Source organism: Eubacterium ramulus ATCC 29099, assembly GCF_000469345.1.
Taxonomy (GTDB): domain Bacteria; phylum Bacillota; class Clostridia; order Lachnospirales; family Lachnospiraceae; genus Eubacterium_I; species Eubacterium_I ramulus.
Genome location: NZ_KI271096.1, coordinates 34,003 through 39,438 on the forward strand (window position 1 = coordinate 34,003; position 5,436 = coordinate 39,438).

Consider the following 5,436-nt stretch of genomic DNA (forward strand, 5'->3'; position numbering starts at 1 on the left):
TCTTGTCTTGGATTTTGCTTTCAGATTTGCCCATTTTACGTGATGGCACCGCGTGCCACGCATGCATCCAATCTTTGAAACATTTTGTCGCATGCGCAGATTTTCAATTAGCTGAATCCCTTCTTTTCAAGTCGAACGCATGTGAGACGTGGTGCGTGATTCTGGTCAGCGAAAGCTGACATATTCTTTTCAGAATCACCGCACATCTACACTTATTTCAAACCGAAGCTGGAAACAAGGTATTCCGCTAAATCCTGTGGATCGTTTAAAGCAAAGACCGGGAGATCTGACGGAACAGGATCGTATGGAAAATCAGCAACATATGCAATGATATTTTCCGGATTTCCAACGGGCGTCTCACTATAACCTTTGCGGAGCAGCTGGATTTTCGGCTGTGCTCCGAATTTATAGCCCTCAATCAGGATCAGATCGACACCCTGAATGGAAGATAGCAGCTGCTTCAGGGATGGTTCACCGGCGGTATGTCTGCTAATCTGTACAGTTTGATCCGGTCCGGAGAGAATCATGGTGTCGACACCGGCTTTTCGCAGACGATAGCTGTCTTTTCCGGGCTGATCCAGTTCAAAACCATGCGCGTCGTGTTTGATCAGGGCAATGCGAAGTCCTTTTTCTTTCAGGCAGGCAACCAGTTTTTCCAGATAGGTTGTCTTTCCGGTGCCTGATTTTGCAGAAAACGAGACGTATGGAATTGGCTGGTCTGATTGAAAAATAAAATCAGGCGGAAACAGTGCGGGTTGTTTTTCTGCCAGCATTTGCAGGGCATGGTAGTAGGATGGCATATCGTTCATATTATAAAAGTGTTCCTGGGGAACGAGGATGTCAGAGATAACAGTGTGTTCCGGTGTCAGGAGCTGGCGCAGGCGATAGTTTTCTGCGTGTATCATGTGTTCGATGACAGGGAGGCAGGTTTTTGCATAGGCTGCGGAGAGGGGCTGCATTCCGCGGGTCGGATGTTTCAGGACGCAGGCATATTTTGACGGATTCGTTTCAATGGCCTGCTCCAGTGTCTGGCATATTGTAAGGGCAGCATTTGTGCTTGTAAATGGTGCATCTACCGGTGTGAAAAACAGCAGATCCTCTGTAACAGCAGAAAGACAGCTGTACAGTCCTCCCAGCGGACCGATTTTTTCAACGCAGTCAGGAATGGCTGTGCAATTCAGTCTGGCAGCAAGATGCATCCAGGAATCCGTCATTTTCGGAACGGATAAATATATTTTTTCAAAGTAAGGGCGAAAACGTTGAACCTGATATTCCATCAGGGTATATTTGCCGAAAGGGAGGAAGGCTTTGTTTGTGCCCATGCGGGTGCTGAGTCCGCCACAGAGAAGGACAAGTGCATATGACATAATTAACTCCTTAATCGTTTAAATTCATATATCGAGTATATTCCAAATGAAGAACAAAAAGCAATAGAAAAAGGTGGAAATATATTATGCGACTTACAACTTTATGTTATATAGAAAAAGATGGAAAATATCTGATGCTTCATCGAACGAAAAAAAAGAATGATGAGAATCATGATAAGTGGATCGGTGTCGGTGGAAAGTTTGAGCCGGGAGAAAGTCCGGATGAGTGCCTGATCCGTGAAGTAAAAGAAGAAACAGGACTGACGTTGACAACGTATCAGTTTCGTGGGATTGTGACCTTTTGCTCTGACGAGTGGGAAGATGAATATATGCATCTGTTTACTGCGACAGAGTTTGAACGCAGGTCGCAAAGCGACTGCGTTCATGAGCAAGTAGCGAAAGCGGATTGCGAATGTCCGCTTTACGGAGAATTGACAGAATGCAGGGAAGGTACACTGGAATGGGTGGACAAAGAAAAGGTATTGTCACTTCCGACATGGGAGGGAGATCATCTGTTTTTAGAACGTCTGCTGTCGGATGATCCGCAATTTTTTTCACTGAAAGTTGTGTATGAAGGAGAACATCTTGCTAAATGGACATTTTATTGATATGAGAAAAAAGAAGGTACAACGGATACTGTGGTAACTATTAAACAAAAATAAAAACTCCGGATTGGCTTCAAGGTATGAAGCTGACCCGGAGTTTTTGTTTTTGCAGGATTATTTCTTAGGTGTAACGATTAGCGTTCACATTTCCAGAAAAATGCGCTGTACGGCGGAAGTTCACTGCCTCCACCAAAATCATGTGTATTACCTGTGATCAGGTCAACGGCAGTGCCACAGCCTGCGTCAAAATGAGCGGTATATGGTACGTTGTCGGCATTAATTGCAACCAGTACACGTTCGGAATCTGTTTTTCGTTCAAAAATGCACTGGCGGTTTGTCAGTACGACAGAGCGGAAATCGCCATAATTTAATGCATTGCTGGCTTTTTTTGCGGCAGCAAGTTTGGAAATCCATGCGGTCAGGTCATTTTCCACCGGAGCATCAAAGCAGGCGCGTAATGCCGGATCACCTTCGCTTTTGTTTGCTTTTGCACCCCATTCACTTCCATAGTATACACACGGAATGCCCGGCATACCAAAGCACAGGGCATAGATCAGTGGCAGATGCTGTTCATTGGTCAGATTGCTTGCAATGCGGCTGACATCGTGGTTATCTACAAAGCAGAGCAGATGCTTGCCCCGGTAGAGTGTCCAGTTTTCCGGACCGAACTGACGCAGGAGTGAGTGGATGATCTCGAACATATTCATGGAGTTGAAACTGGAGAACAGTCCTTTGTAACATTCGTAGTTTGTTGCCGAATGCAGCATGGAATCATTCATCAGACGGTTGTAATCGCCGTGCAGCATTTCACCCACCAGGAAGAAATCCAGTTTCAGGCTGTCACAGAATGCCCGGAGTTCCCGTACAAAGTTTTCATCCAGACAGTAGGCTACATCAAGACGCAGGCCATCGATATCAAATTCCTCCACCCAGCTTCGGATACTGTCAAAAATATGCTGTTTCACATCCGGATGGCAGAGATTCAGTTTTACCAGGTCATAATTGCCTTCCCAGCCCTCATACCACAGCCCGTCATTGTAGTTGGAGTTTCCGTCAAAGCTGATATGGAACCAGTCTTTGTACGGCGAATCCCAGCGTTTTTCCAGGACATCCTGAAATGCCCAGAATCCGCGGCCGACATGATTGAATACGCCGTCCAGCACGACTTTGATTCCTTCCTTGTGCAATGCCTGGCAGACATCGGCAAAATCTTCGTTTGTGCCCAGACGTACGTCGATTTTACGGAAATCTCTGGTATTATATCCATGGGTATCGGATTCAAATACCGGTGAAAAATAGATCGCATTCGCACCAAGATTTTTGATGTGTGGAATCCAGTCGATGACCTTTCGGATCCGCGGTGTCAGGACACCGTCATTTTCAAAAGGTGCTCCGCAGAATCCAAGCGGATAAATCTGATAAAATACACTTTCGTAAGCCCACATAATTCAAGCCCTCATTTCTTAAATAATAAAACATTTATAAAAAGCCTGTATCTGTGCAGAGCCATTTTGCCGGACAGATACAGAGTTTATGACAATACTTATGATAATTCTTTTGCGTCCACATCAATGAGAGAGGAAGTACAGTTCGGACAGCGGGTTGCTTCGATACTGATCTCAGACATACAGTACGGACATTTTTTTGTGGTCGGAGCTGCCGGTTTTTCCGGTTCCGGTCTGCGCAGTTTGTTTAAGAATTTTACAATACAGAATACAACCAGTGCCATAATGATAAAATTGATCACATTGGAGATAAAGGAACCGTATTTGAATACAGCAGCACCGGCTTTTTCAGCAGCGGCCAGTGTCTCGTAGTGGGAACCGTCCAGGGTGAGAAACAGATTGGAAAAATCGATTTTTCCGGTAAAGATACCGAGGATCGGATTGATGATGTCATTTACCAGGGAATTTACGATGCCGGTAAATGCACTTCCGATGATCATACCTATGGCAAGATCCATCATATTGCCTTTTAAGGCAAATTCTTTGAATTCCTGAATGAATTTTTTCATAATAGTACATAGCCTCCTTATGTATGGTGATGCCAAGCTGCATAAAAGTGGAGCGTCAGCTTCACGATATGCGAATATTGGGTAGAATTGTGGGAGTACGAAGTACGGATCAATTCGTATGGCATCTTTAGAACCCAACATTATGTCATTAGTATATCATAGGACATCTTTTTTGTGTACAAAAGAAATGAAAATGAGAGAAAGGAACGAAAGAATCCGTCGAAATTTACAAAAATATAGGCGAATTACTGGTAAGACCAAATTAGCGATGACAAACCAAAGCGGTTGTGTTACACTTAATCAGTAAAATAATGCATTATATACGATATGTAAATAGCGGAAAGAATTGCAGAGATGCACAAAAAAATATGCTATGCATTGCACGACGTGCATCTCGCAGCAAGAATGTCGAGGGCATTCTTAAATGAGATAAAGCAATACGGATTGTTGCTGGAAATGGGAGAGAGATGGAATTATGACAATTGTTACTACGATGTGCAAATTATTGTTTGCAATGTTGATTGGTTTTTACCTGTTTAAGAAAGATATTCTGACAAAAGAAGTTAACGCGAAACTTTCAAGTCTGATCGTACAGATCACATGTCCATGTATTATTCTGAACAGTCTGTCTACCGTATCACATGAAGATACCGGTATGATCCTGAAGCTGTTTCTGGCGGGAGTGGTGATGTATGTGATCTTTCCAATCCTGTCCTGGATCATCACAAAGATCATGCGTCTACCGGCGCATCTGCGTGGGACTTACATGTGCATGCTTATTTTTTCAAATAGTTCATTTATGGGTTATCCGGTGGTACAGGCGTTATATGGTGACAGCGCGATTTTCTATATTACGATCTTCAACATGCCATTCAGTATCCTGTTTTTCTCCATGGGTCTGCATCTGCTGAAAAAAGACGCGGCCATCGAGTCCGGGAATTATGTAAAAGAAAAAATGAACTTCCGCAGTTTTATCAACAACGGAATCATTGCTTCCATTGCATCACTGGTCATCTATTTTGCAAACATTCCGATGCCGGATATTTTCTACTCCTGTGTGGGATTTGTGGGAAATATCACGACACCGTTGTCCATGATCATCATCGGAGCATCCATGGCGGCTTCCTCTCTGGGGGATATCAAAAAGGAACGTGGTATCTGGCCGATGCTTCCAATCCGTCTGGCAGTGATGCCGGTGATCGTGTGGCTGTTCATGCATCTTGTGACAAAGGATGTGTCACTGATCAATATCTGTACGATTGGTGCAGGTATGCCGGTAGCTTCTCTGGTTGCCATGGGTGCGGCACCGTATCCGCGGCAGAGCCAGTCCGCTTCCATCGGTGTGGCAATCTCTACCATCTTATCACTGGTGACGATACCGATCATGGCAGTGCTGCTGGGAGCCTGAACGCAGAATAAGCAAGTAGCAAAAGCGGATTGCGAATGTCCG

General features: G+C 44.4%; 5 protein-coding genes. 2 read left to right on the top strand and 3 right to left on the bottom strand.

The window, feature by feature from the left end; genetic code table 11:
- Positions 1-212: 212 nt before the first annotated feature.
- Complete coding sequence (mobB, locus tag HMPREF0373_RS15940) at positions 213-1,367, bottom strand: molybdopterin-guanine dinucleotide biosynthesis protein B (protein WP_049946802.1); 1,155 nt, start codon at positions 1,365-1,367, stop codon at positions 213-215.
- A gap of 86 nt (positions 1,368-1,453) precedes the next feature.
- Here mobB and HMPREF0373_RS03345 point away from each other — a divergent pair, with 86 nt between their 5' ends.
- On the top strand, positions 1,454-1,975 hold the full coding sequence (locus HMPREF0373_RS03345) for an NUDIX hydrolase (protein WP_021738185.1): 522 nt from the start codon (positions 1,454-1,456) through the stop codon (positions 1,973-1,975).
- Between the two features lie 131 nt (positions 1,976-2,106).
- On the opposite strand, the gene HMPREF0373_RS03350 is transcribed toward HMPREF0373_RS03345, so the two are convergent.
- Positions 2,107-3,417 carry an alpha-amylase family glycosyl hydrolase gene (locus HMPREF0373_RS03350; RefSeq protein ID WP_021738186.1) on the bottom strand — a complete coding sequence of 437 codons (1,311 nt, stop codon included), beginning with the start codon at positions 3,415-3,417 and terminating at the stop codon, positions 2,107-2,109.
- Positions 3,418-3,515: 98 nt separating this feature from the next.
- Positions 3,516-3,986 carry a large conductance mechanosensitive channel protein MscL gene (mscL, locus tag HMPREF0373_RS03355; protein ID WP_022036064.1) on the bottom strand — a complete coding sequence of 157 codons (471 nt, stop codon included), beginning with the start codon at positions 3,984-3,986 and terminating at the stop codon, positions 3,516-3,518.
- Between the two features lie 475 nt (positions 3,987-4,461).
- Here mscL and HMPREF0373_RS03360 point away from each other — a divergent pair, with 475 nt between their 5' ends.
- The gene (locus HMPREF0373_RS03360) at positions 4,462-5,394 is read left to right on the top strand and encodes an AEC family transporter (protein ID WP_021738188.1); all 933 of its coding nucleotides are present in this window, start codon (positions 4,462-4,464) and stop codon (positions 5,392-5,394) included.
- The last annotated feature ends 42 nt before the right edge of the window (positions 5,395-5,436 follow it).